This window comes from Epilithonimonas tenax DSM 16811 (assembly GCF_000428485.1).
Classification (GTDB): domain Bacteria; phylum Bacteroidota; class Bacteroidia; order Flavobacteriales; family Weeksellaceae; genus Epilithonimonas; species Epilithonimonas tenax.
Genome location: NZ_AUAA01000026.1, coordinates 18,582 through 37,976, shown reverse-complemented (window position 1 = coordinate 37,976; position 19,395 = coordinate 18,582). Strand labels below are relative to the sequence as shown.

21 protein-coding genes are annotated in these 19,395 nt (G+C 37.0%); 15 read left to right on the top strand and 6 right to left on the bottom strand.

What is annotated here, in order from left to right:
• Window positions 1–8 precede the first annotated feature (8 nt).
• Window positions 9–1,394: a RagB/SusD family nutrient uptake outer membrane protein gene (locus F564_RS0112510; protein WP_225875416.1), complete on the top strand. Its 1,386-nt coding sequence runs from the start codon at window positions 9–11 to the stop codon at window positions 1,392–1,394.
• 17 nt (window positions 1,395–1,411) lie between these two features.
• Entirely contained in the window at window positions 1,412–3,919 is a 2,508-nt protein-coding gene (locus tag F564_RS0112505) for an alpha/beta hydrolase family protein (RefSeq protein ID WP_084406815.1), read from the top strand.
• 29 nt (window positions 3,920–3,948) lie between these two features.
• Here F564_RS0112505 and F564_RS0112500 read toward each other — a convergent pair whose 3' ends face one another.
• Genes F564_RS0112500 through F564_RS0112485 form a run of 4 tightly spaced genes read right to left on the bottom strand, consistent with a single transcriptional unit; the run spans window position 3,949 to window position 6,224 of the window.
• Window positions 3,949–4,215, bottom strand: coding sequence for a DUF6520 family protein (locus tag F564_RS0112500; RefSeq protein ID WP_154656868.1), 267 nt, complete (start codon window positions 4,213–4,215; stop codon window positions 3,949–3,951).
• 32 nt (window positions 4,216–4,247) lie between these two features.
• On the bottom strand, window positions 4,248–5,762 hold the full coding sequence (locus F564_RS0112495; protein ID WP_028122942.1) for a MauE/DoxX family redox-associated membrane protein: 1,515 nt from the start codon (window positions 5,760–5,762) through the stop codon (window positions 4,248–4,250).
• Between the two features lie 11 nt (window positions 5,763–5,773).
• Window positions 5,774–5,938, bottom strand: a complete 165-nt coding sequence (locus F564_RS20650; protein WP_154656867.1) for a hypothetical protein — start codon at window positions 5,936–5,938, stop codon at window positions 5,774–5,776.
• Between the two features lie 34 nt (window positions 5,939–5,972).
• Window positions 5,973–6,224 (bottom strand): hypothetical protein, encoded by a 252-nt coding sequence (locus tag F564_RS0112485; protein ID WP_028122941.1) that lies wholly within the window; start codon window positions 6,222–6,224, stop codon window positions 5,973–5,975.
• Between the two features lie 271 nt (window positions 6,225–6,495).
• Here F564_RS0112485 and F564_RS0112480 point away from each other — a divergent pair, with 271 nt between their 5' ends.
• The 6 genes from F564_RS0112480 (at window position 6,496) to F564_RS0112450 (ending at window position 12,973) form a co-directional block, all read left to right on the top strand.
• Window positions 6,496–8,199 carry a helix-turn-helix domain-containing protein gene (locus F564_RS0112480; protein WP_028122940.1) on the top strand — a complete coding sequence of 568 codons (1,704 nt, stop codon included), beginning with the start codon at window positions 6,496–6,498 and terminating at the stop codon, window positions 8,197–8,199.
• 49 nt (window positions 8,200–8,248) lie between these two features.
• Window positions 8,249–9,094, top strand: a complete 846-nt coding sequence (locus F564_RS0112475) for an RteC domain-containing protein (protein WP_028122939.1) — start codon at window positions 8,249–8,251, stop codon at window positions 9,092–9,094.
• A gap of 482 nt (window positions 9,095–9,576) precedes the next feature.
• Window positions 9,577–9,828: a DUF3853 family protein gene (locus F564_RS0112470; RefSeq protein WP_028122938.1), complete on the top strand. Its 252-nt coding sequence runs from the start codon at window positions 9,577–9,579 to the stop codon at window positions 9,826–9,828.
• Between the two features lie 3 nt (window positions 9,829–9,831).
• The gene (locus tag F564_RS0112465) at window positions 9,832–10,545 is read left to right on the top strand and encodes a hypothetical protein (RefSeq protein ID WP_028122937.1); all 714 of its coding nucleotides are present in this window, start codon (window positions 9,832–9,834) and stop codon (window positions 10,543–10,545) included.
• A gap of 47 nt (window positions 10,546–10,592) precedes the next feature.
• Window positions 10,593–11,690, top strand: a complete 1,098-nt coding sequence (locus F564_RS0112460; protein ID WP_028122936.1) for a hypothetical protein — start codon at window positions 10,593–10,595, stop codon at window positions 11,688–11,690.
• A gap of 431 nt (window positions 11,691–12,121) precedes the next feature.
• The gene (locus F564_RS0112450) at window positions 12,122–12,973 is read left to right on the top strand and encodes a toprim domain-containing protein (RefSeq protein WP_028122935.1); all 852 of its coding nucleotides are present in this window, start codon (window positions 12,122–12,124) and stop codon (window positions 12,971–12,973) included.
• Here the strand turns inward: F564_RS0112450 and F564_RS0112445 are convergent.
• Window positions 12,968–13,624, bottom strand: a complete 657-nt coding sequence (locus tag F564_RS0112445; protein WP_228373902.1) for a nucleotidyl transferase AbiEii/AbiGii toxin family protein — start codon at window positions 13,622–13,624, stop codon at window positions 12,968–12,970. The genes F564_RS0112450 and F564_RS0112445 overlap by 6 nt on opposite strands.
• Complete coding sequence (locus F564_RS0112440) at window positions 13,624–14,106, bottom strand: helix-turn-helix transcriptional regulator (protein WP_034981529.1); 483 nt, start codon at window positions 14,104–14,106, stop codon at window positions 13,624–13,626. The genes F564_RS0112445 and F564_RS0112440 overlap by 1 nt, the downstream gene beginning before the upstream one ends.
• 549 nt (window positions 14,107–14,655) lie before the next feature.
• Here F564_RS0112440 and F564_RS0112425 point away from each other — a divergent pair.
• Genes F564_RS0112425 through F564_RS0112395 form a run of 7 tightly spaced genes read left to right on the top strand, consistent with a single transcriptional unit; the run spans window position 14,656 to window position 19,036 of the window.
• Window positions 14,656–15,051: a single-stranded DNA-binding protein gene (locus F564_RS0112425; protein WP_028122931.1), complete on the top strand. Its 396-nt coding sequence runs from the start codon at window positions 14,656–14,658 to the stop codon at window positions 15,049–15,051.
• Between the two features lie 25 nt (window positions 15,052–15,076).
• Window positions 15,077–15,508: a hypothetical protein gene (locus tag F564_RS0112420; protein WP_028122930.1), complete on the top strand. Its 432-nt coding sequence runs from the start codon at window positions 15,077–15,079 to the stop codon at window positions 15,506–15,508.
• Between the two features lie 9 nt (window positions 15,509–15,517).
• On the top strand, window positions 15,518–16,075 hold the full coding sequence (locus tag F564_RS19230; protein ID WP_051259662.1) for a PRTRC system protein E: 558 nt from the start codon (window positions 15,518–15,520) through the stop codon (window positions 16,073–16,075).
• Window positions 16,076–16,108: 33 nt separating this feature from the next.
• Window positions 16,109–16,327, top strand: coding sequence for a PRTRC system protein C (locus tag F564_RS0112410; RefSeq protein WP_028122929.1), 219 nt, complete (start codon window positions 16,109–16,111; stop codon window positions 16,325–16,327).
• A 17-nt stretch (window positions 16,328–16,344) separates the two neighbouring features.
• Window positions 16,345–17,511, top strand: coding sequence for a hypothetical protein (locus F564_RS0112405; RefSeq protein ID WP_028122928.1), 1,167 nt, complete (start codon window positions 16,345–16,347; stop codon window positions 17,509–17,511).
• Entirely contained in the window at window positions 17,508–18,230 is a 723-nt protein-coding gene (locus F564_RS0112400) for a PRTRC system protein B (RefSeq protein ID WP_028122927.1), read from the top strand. Before F564_RS0112405 ends, F564_RS0112400 begins: the two co-directional genes overlap by 4 nt.
• A complete protein-coding gene (locus tag F564_RS0112395; RefSeq protein ID WP_028122926.1) occupies window positions 18,230–19,036 on the top strand; it encodes a PRTRC system ThiF family protein in 807 nt (268 codons plus the stop codon). The genes F564_RS0112400 and F564_RS0112395 overlap by 1 nt, the downstream gene beginning before the upstream one ends.
• Window positions 19,037–19,395: the final 359 nt, after the last annotated feature.

Here is a 19,395-nt window from a genome sequence, read left to right as displayed (position 1 = left end):
TAATGAAAATGAACTTTAAAATACAATATATCATTACGGCAGTTATACTGACCATCATCTTAGGGTCAGCGGTTTCCTGCGAAAAGTTGATAGAGACCGATTTCCCGAACAATCAGATCGCCTCAGATCTTGTTTTTGAAGATGAGCAGACTGCGGAAGCTGCTTTGGCAGGACTTTACTCGGGAATGTGGGAAGCTTCAATGTATTCGGGAGGTATTAATGGAAAGGGAGCATTACTGGGAACCTATACCGATGATCTGACGTGTTTTTACACCAGCGCCTCTAATGGAGTCCTGGATCTGTACCTTAATCAGCAGCTACCGACCAATACTGCCGTAACCGCGTTCTGGACAAACGCCTATCAGTTGATCTATTCTGCAAACAGTATTATTGAAGGGGTAGGTAAATCCAAATCTTTATCTCAGGCCGTGAAGGACAGAGTGAGAGGCGAGGCATTGCTGGTAAGGTCAATGCTTTATATGGACCTCTTTCAGATCTTTGGGGAAGTTCCTTATACAGACACTACCGATTACCTCATCAACAGTACCCTGAAAAGAATGCCTGAAGGCGAGTTCCTTATTAAAGTTGAAACCGACCTTTCTGAATCAGTCATTCTTCTCCCGGCTGTCTATCGTAACACGGAGCGTATTTATCCCAATAAATATGCAGGATATGTCGCTCTTGCAAAGATGAAAATGCTTCTTAAAAAATGGAATGAAGCAGAAGTCATATGTTCGGTAATCATGCAGTCATCCTTATTCTCCTATCAAAATGATATTTCAAAGGTTTTTCAGAAAAGCGGAACCCATATTATCTGGCAGTTGAAGCCAAAGAATACCAACGATGCCACAAAAGAAGCTTCCTTGTACAACTTTACGGCAGCACCAATGTCTTTTGCCATGAATCAGGATCTCGTTAATTCTTTTTCAGCAGCAGACCTTCGGCGTCAGCATTATTTTACAGCAGTCCCATTTGGTGCGCAGGTCAATTATAAGCCTGCCAAATATAAAAACCTTGCTGTGAATAACCCGACAGAGTACTCAGTGATCTATCGTCTTGATGAAATCTATCTGATGCAGGCAGAAAACTTCTTACAACAGAATAAAATATCTGAAGCAATACCTATGATCAATAGGTCGAGACAGAGAGCAGGATTAGCTGCTTTAGCCTCAACATTAAGCGTTACAGATGCAATGACAGAATTGAGAAAGGAAAAAAGAAGAGAGTTTTTTACAGAACAGGGGATTCGTTTTTTTGATCTGAAAAGATGGGGAATGCTGGATCAGCTCAATAGTGTAAAACCTAATTGGAAAAGCAGTCACGCAAAATGGCCGCTCCCTCAAAAAGAACTGCTCGTCAATCCCAATCTCAATCCGCAAAATACAGGTTACTAAGATCAACATTCTAAACTATGGAAAGAATACAGACCATACTATGTATACTGATTTTAATGCTGATCATTAATAGTATGCCCCGGATCAAAGCCCAACACAATATGGAGCATCTGACGAAGCTGAGTGAATCGGCAGAAGAAGTAATCTCCATCAATCCTTCACCGGATGGCAGATGGGCAGCATATGTCACAAATTATGAAAGCCGGTCATCCACATTGACCATTGTCGAAACAAAATCTCCATTCAAAAAGATAATGCGGGAGAAAGTTTCAAAATATTATTTTGTAAATAATCATACGATTGTGGTGCTCTCAGGTCATGTTATGAATTTGATCAGTCTGGAATCTGGAACAGTCAAAGAAATACGTGATGTCAATAAGATAGATTTCGCTAAAAGAAATAATCTGCTGCTGGTTCATTTTAATAGTGTTCAAAACAACAGGCTTGAGATTTATGACCATAGCTTGAAAATTGTTCAAACCGTTGAAAATGTCAATCGATGGGATATCGGTAAGGAAGATATTATTGTTCTGTCAAAAGATGAGAAAAAAGAGAAGTTATCCCGGATTTATCAACTAAAAGACAATGGAAAAAAAAGAGTAGAATTGTGGTCAACACAGAATGAGGTTTTCACAATGGGTGAATCAAAATCGGGTTTGGGAGGCTTTGTCGTTTCCGCCCGATCAAACTCGGGACTTCGGTTTTTTTATATTAAGGAAGGGGTTTTTCCAATTGAGCTTAGTGATCAGTCTATGCAAGGATTTACCTATACGGAAGTCTATCCATCGTCCGATAAAGATGCCATTTACCTGAGAATACAGAAAGTGAAATCTAAAAATAATAGCATTGTTGATATTTGGTATGGAAATGAGCAGGATCTGAGCAATTACACCAAAGAACAACTTGAAAAACACGATATTCTATGGTATCCGAAGGAGAATAGATTTTTTATGTTGGACAATAATTTTACCGGTTTTACAGCAATTGGAAAAAGTAATATGTTTGTGAAAATGAAGATCGATAAAAATCTGGTAGATATACATGATCGCCACTTTCTACCCAATAATAAAGAAATATACTTATGGAATTCAAAGACCCAAAAGGATGTATTATTGCCATTAGACGATGGTCATATCAATATTGATCCTGCAGGTAAGTTATTATTGATCAGTAGTGTAAAGGATAAGGGTTGGATCATGTTTGATGTTGGCAGTGGAAGTTACAAACCATTGGGCTGGAGTCAAGAATCAATGCCCTATTTTTTAGGAAGCGACAAAATTCTGTGGATCTCTGGAAATGAATTGTGGCAGCAGGAGATCAAAAGTCTTAAAAAGAAAAGACTGATGAGTTTACAAACTGATGAGATCGAGCTGTATAAGCCAAATCAAATATATACCGGTATTGGTACTTACAGATTATCAGAATACTTAAATGATGATGAAACATTAGTATTGATTGCCAAAAATAAAGAACTGCGCACCTCCTCATACTTGGTCTGGAAAAATAAAAGGATTGAATCGGTCATTGAAGACACTTCAGACCGAATTCAGTATTTCAGTGGAAATAGTAAAGAGCAGTTTTTTTGGATTGAGGATAATTATAATAAAGCTTTTACGATCATGACTAAAAATAAATCAGCTAAAGCTTTCCCTATCTTTAATTCAAATATTTCTGATACGGCTTCAAAACAGATCAAGAAAATACAGGTAGAATATAAGGGACCTGCAGGAGAAAAACTGGAAGCGAGCCTTTACCTTCCTGCGAATTTTGATGCTCGGAAAACATATCCTGTTGTTTTGTCCATCTATGAGCAGCAACAGAGATTTATGAACAAGTTTTTGCTTCCGACTTTTAAAAACAGTCGAGGTATTAATGCAAGATTGCTTTTAGAGTCAGGCTATTTAGTCGTATTCCCGGATATAACCTATGGCGAAGAGGGGCCGGGTAGATCAGCGCTGCTTTGCATTAATAATCTGTTGAACGAAATTAAAAAAATAACTTATGCTGATATAGACAAAGTTGGGCTAATGGGCCAATCTTTTGGTGGTTATGAAACCAACTTTATTGCGAGTCACAGCGATCGTTTTTCAGCTTTTATCTCCGGCAATTCAATTTCTGACATTATTCATACTTCTTACGCCTATAATTACAATTTTGACGGGCCTGATTATTGGCGGTATGAAGAAGGTCAGTTCAGAATGAAAGGAAGTTTTGTTAACAATAAACAAAAATATATTGACAATAATCCAATCTATTCTGCACACAATATAAAAGCCCCCATGTTGTTGTGGGCAGGTACATCTGATAAGAACGTAGACCCGGAAGAAAGCAAATCATTATTTAATGTACTCCGAAAATATCAAAAACCGGTGGTACTGCTTAACTATAGAAATGAAGGTCATTCTCTGGGAAAAGATGCTGCACAAAAAGATCTGTCCTTAAAAATTCTGGAATGGTACGATTATTTTCTAATGAAAAAGAAAGATATTCCCTGGATCAAAAAACAAATGAAGGATGCTTTTTAGCATCCTTCACTTTTGATAATTAATGTGAATTACTGGATTTCAAACATTTGATTTACACATGAAGTACCTGTACTGATCTGGAAAAGTTCATGATCAGCCGAACCATCATTCCAGTTACAGACTGGTCCTACTTCTGTTGTACATCGTTTCTCTGTAAGAATACATTTTTCTGCAGGTGCCAAGTCATCGTAAAAGTAACCTTGCTGTTCTACTGCTTGTGATTTAAATGCTGTTGTAGCATACGCACTTCCGGCTCCTAATAAAAGGACTGCAACAGGCAATGCGATTTTTCTCATTTTTTTCATGATACTGAATTTGTTATTGGTGCCTACTCTTTGTCAAGGTTTTCGGCTTTCCCTTTGATGAAATATTGAGATAAGTTCTGCGCAAAACGATACCTCACAATTTCATTACCTATCAATACTACTAGGTACTGATCAGTTATCATAAACTGAATTTTTTTAATTTCTTTTGGCTTTGGAAGATAGAAGCTGCCAATATACTTTTGTTCAAATGTTGAATAAACGTCGATAACAGCTGAATTGTTCCAACTTTCTTTGTTCTCATGACGACCTATCAGATTAGATTCGTTAAATACTAAACCATACTTTACTGTTGATTTCTTGTTTACAACTAAAGGAGGTTGACTCATTTTTCTCTTCCCATCGGATAGTTCTGAAATAGTAATCTTTGGCTGAGCAACAGTATCAATAGTTTTGAATGTTGCTTTGAGATTCAAGTTTTCATCCATTACGATAAATTGATTTTTGTAATAGTGCATGTAAACAAACTGATGGTTGTCATAGTCATAATGCAGCTGGCCATCGGTATCAAAAACAGGATCGTTTTGCTTTTTAAGAAGCTCGGTTTTAATTAACAGATTTTTGCTCCCCTTCGGAAATAACAATCCTAACGCCTGAATTTTCTTAGGTTCATAGAATGTACTTATGGCAAACGTATTTTGATCTTTATTGATCAACTGGCTGAAATACGCCTGACCATAACTCAAAGTTTGGACTTTCTTACTACCGATGATCCCATGATAGATAATAGGAACAGTTCCATCAAATAAATAATAATCGGAAGCATTAACCTGAAACTGAGCTCGCTTAAACTGAAATTTGTAAGAGTCAGGAATCACCCTCATTTCCTTTGACTTTATAAAATCAATACTCAGTGATGTTAAGGTAAAAGGAGTGGTGTAGTTTCCTAAATAAATAGAATCTTTTGACACTCCGGCAAAGTAATAAGAATTGTATCCTAAATTAATCCTGGCGTCTTCCTTAATAGGATGCTGCAAAAATCTTCTGATGAAATTATTTTCACTCTTGATCATAAATTCCGACTTTTGATATAGGAAGATTATTACAGTAATGCTAAAAAAAGCTATGCCAGTTAATTCATAAACAGATCTTATTATTTGTTTTCTATTACCTGTTTCTTGTAAAATTACAGCGATTGCGGCAAGAAATACAGTGATGATATTAAAAATTAAATGCGTTCGCCAGTCCATTTTTTCCAAAATACCACCACATGAACAGGGGATAAATTCACTGTAGTTTAAAATCAAATAAATATATACAGTGAATGCAATCATCAGAGCGAAAGAACTTAATAATCCTGCTCTCCTCGTATGCTCAAATATTAAAAGTATACTTAAAGCGAACTCTAAAGCTAGAATTCCATAACTGATAATATCAGAAAATGCACTTAGGAGAGGAGATTGGGCGATTTGAATCTGAAAATTTTCAAAATCCATTATCTTACTGATGCTGGCGTAACAAAACAGCAGTATAAAGAAATAGCTTGTGAATTCTACAAATCTTGTTCTGATGGTTTTCATAACTTTCGTATTTATCCTTTTCTGACTAAAATCCATTTGACGTTCTTCCCACAATATCCGGGCATTGCTTCGCCTTTTGAGACATATACAACTGTGCTGATGCGACCTTCAATTTCCCATTCTCCGCTCACAGTACATTTCTTTCCTGTGTTTAATATTACTTTTTGGTTTTCCATTTTGGAAATTTTATCCGTTGTACAGAAATCCTAATTACCAGATCGTATCTCTGACAACCCTCCAGTGCTGCTTATCCCTCTTCGGTTCGTCATCGTCGCCCGTTTCCTTATTTTCATAACCTTCTTCTTCATTCAGGATGTTCTGGACCCTCGCAGATTCTTTGTTGTTTTGAACTTCATTTCTTTCCTGGATCTGTTCCGAAACATTAGAGACAGATTCGTTTCTTTCACAGGACTGTATACCGAATACAGCCGAAATACATAAAAGTGAGATATACTTTTTCATAATAGTTTGTAATGATTTGTAATGGTTTTAAAAAAGTGATCCCGGCCGGTTTTGATTAGAATTCTGATGTCGAAATTAGAAGAGTTAGAGGTTTGAAAAAAGGAATAGATGGAATAATGGATCCATTTCGATGTAAAAATGTATCCATTTTACTTCTAAATTCAAATCTAAAATATTGTAAATCAGTCGTTAATTCAAGATTGCTGATGGTGAAGTTAAAACACGTGTTTAATTATCAGTTTTTCGCTAAATTTGAGTTTATCTTATCATAATGCGTTATCATAATAGGATTTTACTGCTCATCTTTAATTTGTTTTTATCTGTTGTATACGGTCAGGAACAACAGCAAAGATCTTATAAGGAAATCTCGGCGTTGTTTGAGGCATACCCTGAAAATGATGAGAGGGCAATGGTATTTGTAAATCTTTACGTTGAGAAAGCAAAGAATGACCACAACCTTAAAAAGTTGATCCGTGGTTATGAAGAAGCCATCTATTACTCCAAAGAATCTGCCCGGAAATTATCGTATGCAGACAGCACTATTGTTACTGCTCTAAAAGCCAATGATCCCGATCAGATTTCCAGAGCATATCTGGGAAAGGGGATTATTTATTATTACAACCGCAGACAGTATAAGCCCGCCTTAGATGAATATCTGAAAGCATTCAAATATTCAAAAAATTCAGAGGATGATTACTTGAAGAATAAAGTTATTTATCATCTGGGAATGGTTAAAAGTTATCTGGGTTACTATAAGGAAGCAGCCGGCCATTTTGAGCAGGCAGCTGAATTCTTTGAAAAAAATGCAAAAGAGAGTGATGACCGGAATATCAGGCTGAATAACGAATCCGGATATTTTAACAGTATTTACCGGTTGAGTACATGTTACAAAAATCTGAAATTCTATAATAAAGAAGACTCTCTCATTAATATCGGCCTGGACAGGCTTAAGAATGTCAGCGGACTTTCTGCGGAACTGGGTTATTTTCAGAAAGGAAAGGGAATTCAGCTACTTCGAAAAGGAAATCCGGACGGCGCATTGGAGCACTTAAAACTGTCACGCAATATCTTGATCCGTAATCAGGACTATGCATCATTGACGACCGTCTATTTTTATATGGGAAAACTATACAGGGCAAAAGGTCATAAAAATGAATCATTAAACTATTTTAAAAAAGTCGATTCCCTTGTCAATAAATTTTGGTTTGTCACGCCGGAGATCAGATCAAATTATGAATACCTCATCAACGATTCGAAACAAAGAAAAAACTCAAAAGACCAGCTTTATTACACCAATCAGCTTTTAAAGGCGGACTCTATTATTAATGTGGACTTTGCAATGCTCTCCTCAAAAATTTACCGGGAGTATGATACGGAGACTTTACTGGATGAGAAAAGAAAGCTGGTCAGAGACCATCAGATCACTTGGTACTTTTCCATCAGTGCGGGAGTTTCGATTATTAGTTTTTTAATCTGGAGATTCAGAAAAAGAGAACAGAAACTGACCGCCAGTTATCACGAACTGTTAGAAAAGTTTAATGCCCAAAAAGACATATCCAGCTTTGACGTTTTGTCATCTGTTGCCATAGGTGAAACCAGCTTGTATAGTCAAGAACTTATCGATCAGATCAAGGCAGACCTTAAGATTTTCGAGGATAAAAAAGATTTCTTAAAGCCTAATTTAACGCTTCCGATTGTTGCCAAGATGATAGGAAGCAACCGTACTCATTTATCGTATGTACTCAATGTACACTTTGATGTAACATTTCCAACCTACCTTAAAGCTTTAAGGATAAGATATATTACCAATTTACTGTTAGAGGATCACAAATACCTCAGTTACAAGATCGAGGCACTTGCTGAGAAATGCGGGATGGCAAACAGGCAGCTCTTTACAGCACATTTTCTGGAAATCAATGGGATCAAGCCGAATGATTTTATAAGAAAGCGACAGGAGGAACTGAAGAAGATCTGATTTTTTATTTTTTAACCCGATTTTTACGTTAACAATAAATTGAAAACGTATGAACGGACAAAATTTTAAGAAAAAAGTGGATCAGCTTTGGAGAGAACTTACAACGGCAGTAGATCAGATCAACAGGAGTAATAATGAAATCGTGATGCGGGCTGAAGAGATACTGATGGAAACTGACTCGTCGATAAGGCAATTGAAAGATATATTGCGTCAGTATAAGTTTCCGGACTGGAGTGAAGAGATCTATTTCTTTAAGAATACTAAACCAAAATTTGTATCGATCTATATCTATTACTCCAAAGTGTTATCCATAGAGGCTTCAAAACCTTATGCAGATCCGGAAGCTTTAAAATCATACTATGAAAATGAGAGAGCTCATCTTTTATATTTCTATAATGAGCAAAGGGACTTTATCAGCTACTACCGTCGTAAATCATCGTATCTCGATAAAAAATATTTCGTGCGTTTTAAATTTGACTTCAAGTTAAAACTGAGTCCGGAACTGTACAGCTATGATGAGGAATTTTCAACATCCCACGACCATATTGTCTCTCAAATTATGGCGAATGATCTTCTGGATCAGTATCTGACAGATAAAATTGATTCTAAAGACAGAAAAGAAAATTCTTTTGAAAATAGTAAGAATCTAGAGTGGACTGCGCCAAAAGTTGCGCTTGTTGAATTGCTATATGCTCTCCATCAAACAAAATGCTTTAATGGAGGTCATTCAGATTTAGCCGAAATTTTCCGATGGGCCGAGAATTCACTCAACATTAATCTGGGCAATTACCACAAGACTCTTAGCGAAATACGCTTTAGAAAAACAGAGAGGACTAAATTTTTATCATTGCTTCAGCATAATTTTGATCAATACCTTAATGATCTTGATATTTAAAAATTGTTGTAAGCTAATACTATTGGTTTATTGCAGATTATATATTCTTCGGTAGTACCGTTAAACTACCGAAATGTTTCCTGATAATTTGTTATTTACGCAGTTACTATGTCTAATAGATGCATTTTAGCCTGCAGTTGGATGATTTTAGATTCAATTGATATTTCAAAAAAAGTAAGTTAAGCGGAATAGTACAATAATAAAGAAGAAATTCCTTTAATTATGAGACAATAATTGATATTGACGGTCGGTTATAGCAGGTTTACATTTTTTTTTATAAGTTTTAACAGGATAGAATGAAATAACGGTCTGACTTTGATTTAAAATCTCTTCATTCATACTGCTTACAACAAATTCTTTCGGTAGTACCGAAAAACTACCGAAAGATATTTTGGCCATTTTTGAAATTTTGTGGATCGAATTATAATTGGATGAATTTAGAATTAACAATTCTTTTATTCAATTCAGAAAAATAATGGCAAATGAAAAATATAGATCCTCAAACCCCGATATCTCAGTTGACCGTCGCGGAATTTTTAGAGATTTCAAAGAGAGTCAATTCAGAGAAAAAATATGAATATGGCTTAAAAGGTCTGGCAAAGATTCTGGGATGCTCTGTTTCGAAAGCCTCGGAAGTGAAGTCTTCGGGAATATTGAATAAGGCCATCATCCAAAACGGAAATATCATCATCATTGATAAAGAAAAGGCGTTACAGCTTTTCGGTAAAAAATAGTGAATGTATTACCTTGAACTCATTGAAAGGTTTTGGATATTTAACGAAAAGGTAAAGCCAGGTTCGACCGCTATTGCAATGTACCTGTACTTACTAAAAACAGCAAAGGCTAGTGATGGCTATGATTTCAAAGTCTCTGATGTTGTTTTGAGCAAAGAGCTTGGATTGACCAGACAAACTGTAAAGGCAACAAAAGAAAAGCTCCGTGATTTAGGATTGATCAGGTTTCAGACTAAAAATGGCGTTTCGGGATCCTACAGGTTGATATTGAGTCATCCTTTAGAAGCTTCAGCACCCGAAGAAATGAAGAGTTCTGAACTTCAGATGACACCATCTTTTAAAGAACTTAAAGATGATTTGAATCTGGATCTCCTAAATACAGGAGTTAAAATCCCTTCCAGCAATATAGATCAGAAAATCAACGCTTCATCCATTCAACCTGCAAATGAAAATAGTAAGATTCCTGAGTTAGAAGAGTTCTTGGCGTATGCTCGGACATTAGCAGCTTATCAATCTGAATTAGATGAACTGATCAAAGATAAATATCAGAGCTGGAAAGATAGCGGGTGGAAAAACAATTCTGACAGGCTCATCACCAATTGGAAATCTTCATTGAAAAGTACCCTGCCTTTTTTTAAAATTGTTGCTCACGATGATCAGCTATCACTACAAACCATTCCGGATATTAAAAGGCCAAAGTCCAACTTTGGTAAATAGCAATAGGCTTAAATACTAAGAAGGAAGCAGTTCAAAATTTAAATTTTATGGCGTTTCAGGAAAAGGATCTGCGGCTGATCCGCAAAGAGTTTGAAGTCAAGACCGAAAACAATCCCGAGAGGATCAGGTTGGGGAATCATTTTGTAGATGATTTTATTTTTGAGGATCACGAAGCCGCTGATATCCCGATCAACGCTTTAAGGGTGATCTTCAATATCATCTCCATCATAAGCAATGAGCAGTTCCGTCCTGAAGACCGACCGAAACAGCTTTCATTATTTGATGAAGAATTTGAAACGGATAACAACATCTTTGCTTCTATGAAGATCAGAAATAACAAGATCTCTCCAAGCGGTTCAAGCAAACAGGTTGTTGATGCCTATGAATTTCTTGCAAAGTTTAAGATGAGCTGGTACCGATCAGTTAATTCTAAAGGAAAAGAAATCAAGACTTTTGGCGGACTTATCTCAACGCCTAGTTATGATCATAGGGGTTATACCAGCTTTTTAATAAGCAGTTATTGGCTCAAGAAACTGATGGTTATTCCGGAGTACAATTATGTGCTCTATAATCTGGTTTATAATATCCGAAACAACAAACATATCATTTTTGCCATCTGGCTATCAAAGCTGCCCGCTAATGGAACTGCTGTAAAGCTATCTACGCTGAATAAAAAATTCGGACTTAATTATAAGACAGCCAATGATTTCTGTTTCAAATTTCTGAAGCCGGCAAGGCTGAGCTTGCACCAATACAATAATTTGTCATTTAATTACAGGTACAAAGGAGATTCTATCTTCATCTTTCCTTATCATACCAAAATCAGCACAGACATTGATCTTTCTGTTAAAAATACAGGTCAACCTGAAATCACCAGAAGATTAAGATATTTCAGGAAAAGATATGGCCTTCAGGAAAATGAGATGGTTCAGTTTACCTATCAGTACAAAAATATTGCGCAGACCCGTGAGCTGATCGAAAAAGCTTTCAGGGAATTCATCAGATACAACAGATCAAAGGGCATAAAGTCAACTTCATTTCAGGGGAAAGCATTTTTAATTGAGATTCAGGAGATCATCATCAGACTATACAGGAATACCAGAACGGGAACATTGCTTCCGAACGGATATCCTGTTATTATATGAATTCGGAATTGCGCTCATCCGTATTTCGGAATGGCACTCATCCGATAGTCGGATTTGCACTCGCTGAAGTTAAGATCGTCTTAAAATTTGGATTTTTTGAGTTTGGTTTTCGGAATTGCGCTCATTTCAAATTGTTTAGAGAGTGAATAAGTATAGGACATTGTGGATAAACCGGATAAACAATTGAAAAGCAAAAATTTAACTCGGAATTGCGCTCATTCTTATAAAGGTTGTTTTTCGGATTTGCACTCATTGATCTTTCGGAATTCCGCTGATCTGTAATTCGGAATTCCACTCGTTCCAAAATGACGTCAAACCATTTATGAGAAGCTGATAAAGCGGCTGGTTAAAAGTACTCTGAAAAGAAATGAAAAGTCTTTTTTTATTAAAAAGGAACTGGGCTTAGAAATTTTGCTTTGAAAAGAAAAAAAATGAATTGCGAAAAAATAAAAGAGAGCGTTAGCATCAGAACGGTTCTGGAATCATTCAATCTTTTGCCTGCAAAAGAAAATCGGAGAACTGCTTTCTATTTTGCTTTGGACAGAGAAGAGAAAATTCCCAGCTTATCGGTTGATTTTGTAAAAAATAAAGCGTTTGACTTTGGGACAGGGAAGAGTTATGATGTGATCTCGCTCGTCCAACAGATCAACAAATGTTCTGTTTCTGAAGCATTGAAATATCTTCATAAATTTGATCTTTCCGTTTTAGAAAAGGAGAGTGTCGCAGAGATTGATTACAGTAAAAATTATGAAATTATCCAAGTTGGAAATGTCCGACATCCAGCATTGGTCGAATACTTAAAATCCCGTAAGGTCTTTGAGCAAAGACATTTGGTGAAAGAGATCGTTTATCGATTCGACGGTAGAAAGTTCTTCGGAATAGGATTTCTGAATGATTCCGGAGGATATGAAATCAGAAATAAATATACCAAGATCTGTTTGGGCCAAAAGGATGTGACCTGGATAAAAAATGGGTGTCATACAAATAATGAAGTTCTCATTTTTGAAGGTTTTTTTGATTATCTCACCTACAGAATGTTAGAAAAAGAAGAAAATTCAATTCCGGATCATCTGATCCTGAATTCCACGGCGATGCTTTTTAAAGTGAAGCAAAAATTAAAGGATTATCATAAGATTTCTCTTTTCCTTGATAATGATCTTAATGGAAGAGCTACCAAAAAAATGATTCAAAATGATTATGAAAATGTGGAAGACTGTTCTTTATTGTATATCGATTTCAAAGATCTGAACGATTGGTTCTGTAATTTCAATGAAAAATTATGACTTCTGATACTTGTTGACTGCCTCTTCAATATCTTCTTTGATAAACTCCCAATACTTTCCCTGAAGACAGATAGGGTCGAAATCGTCATCAGCAGATGTGAAGTCAATAAAATTCTTTAAGATCAAATCCCTGTCGTGACCGTACGGATATCGCTCTTCGTGAAGCTCCAGCATCTTGCCGATACCATAATTCGGGAGGCACTCGTGCAAGTCCCAAAAATCTTTTTTACGACCGCCTCTTTGAACAACATCTATTTTCATTGCAATGATCTCCTCAATTGTTGCCAATCTTATTGCTTCAACTGTTAGTACTGGCCGTATAAACGTATCTGTGTAATAAATATCAAGTTTCACGGTATTATCTTTATCAGTTCCTATGAGATAGGATTTTCCCATTGCCGGATCAAGATCATTGGAAGAGTCTACATAAGTAAAAGCAGATCTGAGAAAAATGTCCAGTTCATTAAAATCAATACTTCCATAAATTGCATCACTGAACAGGTCTATGTCTATAGACATACGATGACCCAACTGAAGGCTTAAAGAGGTTCCTCCCACAAGCCTGAAATCTTTAAAGACTTCTGAAGCCATCAGAATCTGCAGGCTATTTTTCAGTAATTCATTGACGGTATTGTAATACATATTGCTCATTATGACTTTTTATGCAGCTTCATTGGTTGCGTAGTGGTTGACTTTAATGCTGATTCAACTTTTCTTTTTCCGTAGAAACGGATGGTTTCATTTTTTTCATCATCATTACCGCGTTCAAAAACCCTTTTTATAACTGCCTTGTGCTGTCTGTTCCAATCAATCCGGTTGATATCGGTATCCCAGAACAAAGACCTGCGAAGAATTGAAAGTTTTGGAGTTTCTTTCATTTTATCCTTTTCAAGCTTGATGTCGTAATAACTTTGAAGGATAACGATGCTCCCTTCTTCCAGCTGGAGTTCTTTCTCGATCTTCAGTGCAAGGGCAACAGGAATCTTTCTTTTTCCATTGGTGATATTATTAATGGCCTGAGCAGATTCACCGATAGATAAAGCAAAAGGACGCTTTTTGAGCGAACGCTTCTCCAGCTCCCGTTCAAGAACGATTCCTGGGTGTATCCCTTTATATTTTAACAGTGATTTCATAATACAAATATAAACAAATTTGTTTACATATTTTGAAGGCTTATATTTTGAAATTGAAATAAGCCAGCTTCTGATATTGAATTTTACATTCCGAAATATCATCGACCATCTATGTAATTAAGTACAATTGATGTCTTGCTTTTTACTAATGCAAATGTAGGACAGCATTAGTCACACCAAAAAATATTTTTGGGTTTCTATAAAAATTCTTTCCACACGTTCCAATAATTTTTCCAGACACTCCTGAATCCTGCGGACAAAAATATTTCGAGCCTTCTCCTCCAAAGTGTTGGAGGCTCGCGGTTTTATGTGCCTGATACTTTCCTATGATCATCGGCAAAGAAAAAGCCGGAACCTCAGTTATACGAATCAATCACATCACAGACGGTCTTTGACATCAGCGGAAAAGCAATAAATCAAAAAACGAAAAAAATGCTTTTCCAATTCAGTAAAAGAAAAGAAAAGCCGAGTGTCCTCGGAACCAAATCAATCAGATCTGAAAATTTAAAATTAACAAAAGTCAATTATTAACATTTAAAACCGAAAATTATGAACATCGTAGGCAGAATTACTAAAAACGCAGAAATCAACACTTTGAAAAATGACAAAAAAGTAGTGAATTTCTCAGTAGCCATCAATGATAGCTACAAGACTAAACAGGGTGAACGCAGAGAAGAGACAACGTATTACAATTGCTCGTACTGGATCAGTGAGAATGTGGCAAAGATCCTTACCAAAGGGACTTTGGTTGAGCTAACAGGCAGAGTGAGTTGCAATGCGTGGATCGGCAAAGACGGAGAGATCAGATCAGGTCTTAATTTCCATACATCAAACATCAAGTTGCACGGAGGTGGTCAAAAAACGGAAACTGTTGAAACAGTCAAATCAAAACCACAGAACGCCAAAGTGACAGAAGGAGAAAATGATGATGATCTGCCATTCTAATTATTAACAATCAAATATCAACAAAATGAAAATATCCAACATTCCAACCGATTACCTTTTGATAAAGGCTTTTAACGAATCCGAACTTTGTGACTTTGCTATTATCAATACAACAGTAGAGTGGAAAGAAATACAAAAGGAAAGGCTCAACAGTGTAAAGGCATTTGAAAATGACGATTCATTCAAATGGCTCAATTATAATGACGAGGCAGTCGATTTTTACCGCTATTCCAACGAAGGTTATCTTGAGATCCGAGAATGGCTTTGTGACGATTCTGTTCTTTTTATCGAAACCAATGAGGAAGAATTACGAGAGCTGAAGGGAATAGATTTTAAACTGTCGAGTTATCAGATGCAGGTATTCAGTAACGGCAACGCTGTTTACAGTTGCTTTGAAAAGAACTTAGGCGATGAGTTCTGGACATCCGAATTTTCATTGAAACAGCTCACCAACTAAAACAAGATTATGCAGACCAATTTTTTCAGACAGATAGCCAAACTCAATCTCACAGGAGATTTGCAAATCACGCTCCGACCGACCACAGAAAGCAACTTTGTCCTTTCCGTATTGCTCAATAATGAGCAGTGCGGGGACGAAGCAAGGAAAACGATTCCGCCCCTTAATTTGAGGGGAACAGCGGAAGAATTGGATAATGGTTTTTTTGAAAGTATTTCTATGCCATTACAAACTGCTTCCGCATTGATGGTCGATATGGAATCTTTTATGAAGCAACTCGAAGAAACCAAGAGGAAATCAGCGATGGAAAAAGAAAAAACCGATAAGGAGAAGAAAGAAAAAGCAACCAAAGACAAAAAGTATAATGAAGCCTTACAGAAAGCCAAAGAATTGGAGAAAGAAGGCAAGTATAAGGATGCGTGGTCTGCGCTTCCGAAAGGTTCGGATTTTCCCGAATACGCAGATATTATCCGTAAAAAGCAAGATGAGTACGAAAGACATTTTGCACCAAGTCTTTTCACAGAAACCACGACTGAGAATTTTACGGAAAATCAAGCCATTTCTTAACCCCAGAATCCTAACCCCCAAAAATTCTAAACTATGTTATTAGCAACGCAATTAGAACGAGTTTTTATACTTAAAGACAACGGACAGGAAATCCGACTGAACGACCCCGAACCAAAATGGAACGTAGAATCGGTAATGAATTTTTACGCCAATATGTACCCGATTTTGACAACTGCAAAAGTATCTGCACCGCAAATAAAAGATGATGCAATAGAGTACAAATTTGAGAGCGTAATGGGTACGAAAGGTTAAAACAAAATTATAAAGCGATGAATTATGCAACGCCAAATTATATCGGGAGTTATCAGTATACCAGAACAGAAACGGCAACGGCAATTGCACCGACAGTTGGGCGAGTTCGCCAATTGGATGCAAAGACCAAAAGATGCAAACCAAGTGCAGAAAGACAAGCAGAAATCCGTACCGATAGCAATGTTACCAATGGTATTCTAAAGTGTACGTTTCTGCCAAAACTGAAAACAGCACAATCCGTACAGGCTTGTCAGAAAACGGAGAGGGATTTTTACAAGTCCCTTTCCACACTTGCCGCGCATTACAGCATTGAGCCAATGCAGACGAAAGATTTTGATTTTCCCTACAATATAACCTTGGCTATGTGGGATATGGAAACCAAAGTAAAACGAAAGAATAGCAATTGGAATGGTTTTACATTGATACAGGATAGCAAGAAAACCTACTTCACAAGCGAGGAACGATACAGCACAGGTACAACCTTGTACTATATTCCTATTGTGCCACTCTTTAAAATGCTTAAAGACCTAAAGCGTAAAAAGACCGCACAGCTCCTACTATCGGTGTGTAGTTATCTCTACCACATTGCCCAAATTCCGTATTACAGACAGGAAAAAAGTTATTTGTATTGGTTATATGAAATGCACAAAGATTGGGTGGAGCAGGACGAGCAAACAGACGATATTGAAAAGTATAAATGTGAGTTAAGAAATGCCGAATATACAGGCGATAAGATAGAACAAAAGCTATTTAACCGTATCAATTTTAAGGTATTTGAACAGCGTTTGAACCGATTTAAAATTGCTGATGCGTTCGATAGCGAATGCTGGCAAGTTGCTCACAATGCGTTTGCACTTCTTACAGAATATCCGAACGCAACCATTTTCAGAAACGCACCTTTGCCAGAACAAGACCCTTGTAATGATGATGACGAAAATGAAGTAATCGGAATGGAAAAGTACATTTCATTTATTGCAGATACAAAAGGCTGGTTGTACGAAAGCCTTTCAGATACCATCAACAATGAATTTAACGAGTATGGAGCAATGGAAGAACCAACTATTTCCAAACGATTTGACGGAAGCGAAATCCCAACAGTCACCCTCGATTTTGAGAACCGTTTGTTCGGCTTATTGAATGATTTGAGTGGATTATTATACGAATACAAAACGGTAGAAAAATGAAAAATACAACAGATATAACCGACCATTTTGGCACATTGTACTATCCAAAATCCGCTTTGGTTTTCTATGAAACCAAAGGATCTGAAACCGATATGTATGTGGAGCATTTTGATATGGACAGCAATGGAATACCTATCAATGCCCATCCATTAACCGTAAAGGAAGCTAACGTTTTAGCCAAGTCCTTACAGACCGATGAAGAAAAGAACCAAGCCTTTTTAAAACCAAAGGGAATCTTGCCGACCAATATCCTGCATATCAATCCGAATGCTGAAAAAGGTACGGCGCTATGGTACACCAAAACAGAACAACGAAAACTATATTTTGTGGATAGTTTGGGCATACCTAATGGAATGGCACAAGTACCGCCAATGCTGTGGTTAGCGAGCAAAAGCAGTCTTAGTGTATTTGCTTTGGCAAGCGACAGAAGACCAACGGAAAAAACGCCATTGCATTATGCGCCTTTTTTCAATATCTACGAAAAAGGCAATGTATGTATGGGTACGGTGAGCATTGATATTACAAATTCGGCTTCGGTTGAGGAATTTATACAAGCTTGGGAACATTATTTTTTCAATTCCTATTTCAGCCATTCATTATGCGAAAACTTGACGAAAAAAAACATTGTGAACCTTTGGAAAGACCTTATCAATACCGATAAACCCTTTCCCAAAGAAGCATTGAAAAAGAATAATAAAACCCTTAAAAATCTATTGTGATGAATACGACAAAAACAGCAGTTCATTTTACGGACAACTATTTACTCAATCCTACCAACCCGATTTCGGTAAACCTTATCGGAGCAGGTGGCACAGGATCAAAAGTATTGACCGCCTTAATGGAGATAAACGAGAGTTTGATAGCATTGGGACACGCAGGGTTGCAAGTCCGTCTTTGGGATGATGATGTTATCACGAGTGCTAATTTAGGCAGACAGCGTTTTGCAGAAAGTGAAACAGGATTATACAAATCCGTTGCTTTAATCAATCGGTGCAATCGCTGGGCAGGTACAAATTGGAAAGCCGAAACGGTAAAATTTGAAAAAGACAATTTTGGCAGACTGCCCGAAAAATCAAGGGCAACAATTACCATTACTTGTGTGGACAATGTACAGGCGAGGTTTGACGTAGCTGAAATTCTTAAAGAAACAAGCTACCGCAGGCACTACCAAGACGAGCCAAGATATTGGCTGGATTTTGGCAACAGCCGAGATACGGGACAAGTTATATTTTCTACCATCGGAGAGATTAAGCAACCCAATTCCGAAAAGTACGAAACGGTGGCAAGTCTGCCATTTATTACCGATGAATTGGGCGAATTGCTGAAGCAATCCGAACAGGAAGACAACACGCCAAGTTGCTCACTTGCAGAAGCATTGGAACATCAAGATTTGTTCATCAATTCATCATTGGCACAAATGGGATGTTCTTTGTTGTGGAACTTGTTTCGCAAGGGAATGACCGAATACAAGGGATTTTTTCACAATCTGAAAGATTTCCGCACCCACCCGATAAAAGTCGCCTAAAAGCCGGAATCGGCGGGCAAAAATGCGATTCCTCCCTGCGGTCGGAAAAGCATTTTTGCGATTTAAAGCGGATGCAACACTTTGTCAAAATGAACAGCTACACAATACCCCTCTCGTACATTTTACCAAACAGATTGCGAGTTTTTTGCGTGGGATATTCATTATCCCATTTGTTGTATTTAGCACTTACTTCCTCTTCTTTTTTATTCACAAAGCAGTCCAATTAAGTAAGTGCAGTGAGTATCATACTAAACTGTTAACGATAAGGTTTTATTCGAAGAGAATACCTCGAGGCTTGCCTCGGGGTTAAAAGAGGAAAAGGTTGAAAAACGGATGGTTTTTCATAAAACTAAAAATAG

Excerpts from the sequence above, each read along its gene's own strand:
- F564_RS0112465 (WP_028122937.1), top strand. The coding sequence starts at position 9,832 with ATGTATTACCTTGAACTCATTGAAAGGTTTTGGATATTTAACGAAAAG.
- F564_RS0112475 (WP_028122939.1), top strand. The coding sequence starts at position 8,249 with ATGAACGGACAAAATTTTAAGAAAAAAGTGGATCAGCTTTGGAGAGAA.
- F564_RS0112450 (WP_028122935.1), top strand. The coding sequence starts at position 12,122 with ATGAATTGCGAAAAAATAAAAGAGAGCGTTAGCATCAGAACGGTTCTG.
- F564_RS19230 (WP_051259662.1), top strand. The coding sequence starts at position 15,518 with ATGCAGACCAATTTTTTCAGACAGATAGCCAAACTCAATCTCACAGGA.
- F564_RS20650 (WP_154656867.1), bottom strand. The coding sequence starts at position 5,938 with ATGGAAAACCAAAAAGTAATATTAAACACAGGAAAGAAATGTACTGTG.
- F564_RS0112440 (WP_034981529.1), bottom strand. The coding sequence starts at position 14,106 with ATGAAATCACTGTTAAAATATAAAGGGATACACCCAGGAATCGTTCTT.
- F564_RS0112420 (WP_028122930.1), top strand. The coding sequence starts at position 15,077 with ATGAAAATATCCAACATTCCAACCGATTACCTTTTGATAAAGGCTTTT.
- F564_RS0112485 (WP_028122941.1), bottom strand. The coding sequence starts at position 6,224 with ATGAAAAAGTATATCTCACTTTTATGTATTTCGGCTGTATTCGGTATA.
- F564_RS0112480 (WP_028122940.1), top strand. The coding sequence starts at position 6,496 with ATGCGTTATCATAATAGGATTTTACTGCTCATCTTTAATTTGTTTTTA.
- F564_RS0112460 (WP_028122936.1), top strand. The coding sequence starts at position 10,593 with ATGGCGTTTCAGGAAAAGGATCTGCGGCTGATCCGCAAAGAGTTTGAA.
- F564_RS0112395 (WP_028122926.1), top strand. The coding sequence starts at position 18,230 with ATGAATACGACAAAAACAGCAGTTCATTTTACGGACAACTATTTACTC.
- F564_RS0112410 (WP_028122929.1), top strand. The coding sequence starts at position 16,109 with ATGTTATTAGCAACGCAATTAGAACGAGTTTTTATACTTAAAGACAAC.
- F564_RS0112400 (WP_028122927.1), top strand. The coding sequence starts at position 17,508 with ATGAAAAATACAACAGATATAACCGACCATTTTGGCACATTGTACTAT.
- F564_RS0112445 (WP_228373902.1), bottom strand. The coding sequence starts at position 13,624 with ATGAGCAATATGTATTACAATACCGTCAATGAATTACTGAAAAATAGC.
- F564_RS0112505 (WP_084406815.1), top strand. The coding sequence starts at position 1,412 with ATGGAAAGAATACAGACCATACTATGTATACTGATTTTAATGCTGATC.
- F564_RS0112510 (WP_225875416.1), top strand. The coding sequence starts at position 9 with ATGAACTTTAAAATACAATATATCATTACGGCAGTTATACTGACCATC.
- F564_RS0112405 (WP_028122928.1), top strand. The coding sequence starts at position 16,345 with ATGAATTATGCAACGCCAAATTATATCGGGAGTTATCAGTATACCAGA.
- F564_RS0112470 (WP_028122938.1), top strand. The coding sequence starts at position 9,577 with ATGAAAAATATAGATCCTCAAACCCCGATATCTCAGTTGACCGTCGCG.
- F564_RS0112495 (WP_028122942.1), bottom strand. The coding sequence starts at position 5,762 with ATGAAAACCATCAGAACAAGATTTGTAGAATTCACAAGCTATTTCTTT.
- F564_RS0112425 (WP_028122931.1), top strand. The coding sequence starts at position 14,656 with ATGAACATCGTAGGCAGAATTACTAAAAACGCAGAAATCAACACTTTG.
- F564_RS0112500 (WP_154656868.1), bottom strand. The coding sequence starts at position 4,215 with ATGAGAAAAATCGCATTGCCTGTTGCAGTCCTTTTATTAGGAGCCGGA.